Consider the following 1,752-nt stretch of genomic DNA (forward strand, 5'->3'; position numbering starts at 1 on the left):
AGCACAACGCGTTCTCTTATTCTCTATACCTGCTAAGGTTATAGGGACAAGCCGTACGGGCAATTAGTACTGGTTAGCTTAATGCATTACTGCACTTCCACACCCAGCCTATCAACGTCCTGGTCTCGAACGACCCTTTAAAGAGCTCAAGGCTCTGGGAAATCTCATCTCAAGGCAAGTTTCCCGCTTAGATGCTTTCAGCGGTTATCTCTTCCAGACTTAGCTACCCGGCAATGCCACTGGCGTGACAACCGGTACACCAGAGGTCTGTCCACTCCGGTCCTCTCGTACTAGGAGCAGCCCCCTTCAAATTTCCAACGCCCACGGCAGATAGGGACCAAACTGTCTCACGACGTTTTAAACCCAGCTCACGTACCACTTTAAATGGCGAACAGCCATACCCTTGGGACCGGCTACAGCCCCAGGATGTGATGAGCCGACATCGAGGTGCCAAACTCCCCCGTCGATATGAACTCTTGGGAGGAATCAGCCTGTTATCCCCAGAGTACCTTTTATCCGTTGAGCGATGGCCCTTCCATACAGAACCACCGGATCACTATGTCCTACTTTCGTACCTGCTCGACTTGTCAGTCTCGCAGTTAAGCACGCTTATGCCATTGCACTATCAACACGATGTCCGACCGTATCTAGCGTACCTTCGAACTCCTCCGTTACACTTTAGGAGGAGACCGCCCCAGTCAAACTGCCTACCATGCACTGTCCCCGATCCGGATAACGGACCAAGGTTAGAACCTCAAACAAACCAGGGTGGTATTTCAAGGTTGGCTCCACGATGACTGGCGTCACCGCTTCAAAGCCTCCCACCTATCCTACACAGATTGGTTCAAAGTCCAATGCAAAGCTACAGTAAAGGTTCATGGGGTCTTTCCGTCTAGCCGCGGGTAGATTGCATCATCACAAACATTTCAACTTCGCTGAGTCTCGGGAGGAGACAGTGTGGCCATCGTTACGCCATTCGTGCAGGTCGGAACTTACCCGACAAGGAATTTCGCTACCTTAGGACCGTTATAGTTACGGCCGCCGTTTACTGGGACTTCAATCAAGAGCTTGCACCCCATCATTTAATCTTCCAGCACCGGGCAGGCGTCACACCCTATACGTCCACTTTCGTGTTTGCAGAGTGCTGTGTTTTTATTAAACAGTCGCAGCCACCAGTTTATTGCAACCCGTTCGCCCTCATGGAGTAAACCAATCAAGCTACCAGGGCGTACCTTTTCCCGAAGTTACGGTACCAATTTGCCGAGTTCCTTCTCCCGAGTTCTCTCAAGCGCCTTAGAATACTCATCTCGCCCACCTGTGTCGGTTTGCGGTACGGTCTCGTATGACTGAAGCTTAGAGGCTTTTCTTGGAACCACTTCCGATTGCTTCAAGACCGAAGTCTCTCGTCTCGACCCCTTGAATTACGTCCCCGGATTTGCCTAAGGACCTTCTATGAGTCAAAAACAGGCTCTTCCAACCGCCTGACAACCTTCCGCGATCCGTCCCCCCATCGCATCATACGACGGTGCAGGAATATTAACCTGCTTCCCATCAGCTACGCATCTCTGCCTCGCCTTAGGGGCCGACTCACCCTGCTCCGATGAACGTTGAACAGGAAACCTTGGGCTTACGGCGTGGAGGCTTTTCACCCCCATTATCGCTACTCATGTCAGCATTCGCACTTCTGATACCTCCAGCATCCTTTACAAGACACCTTCGCAGGCTTACAGAACGCTCTCCTACCATATTGAT

The 1,752-nt window shown here is 51.5% G+C and carries 1 rRNA gene; it reads right to left on the bottom strand.

Annotation, left to right across the window (positions count from 1 at the left end):
* Positions 1–42: 42 nt before the first annotated feature.
* Positions 43–1,752, bottom strand: a 23S ribosomal RNA gene (locus tag CR103_RS23105); the annotation flags it as partial.

Origin of the sequence: Massilia psychrophila, assembly GCF_002760665.1 — a bacterium.
Classification (GTDB): domain Bacteria; phylum Pseudomonadota; class Gammaproteobacteria; order Burkholderiales; family Burkholderiaceae_D; genus JAFCUW01.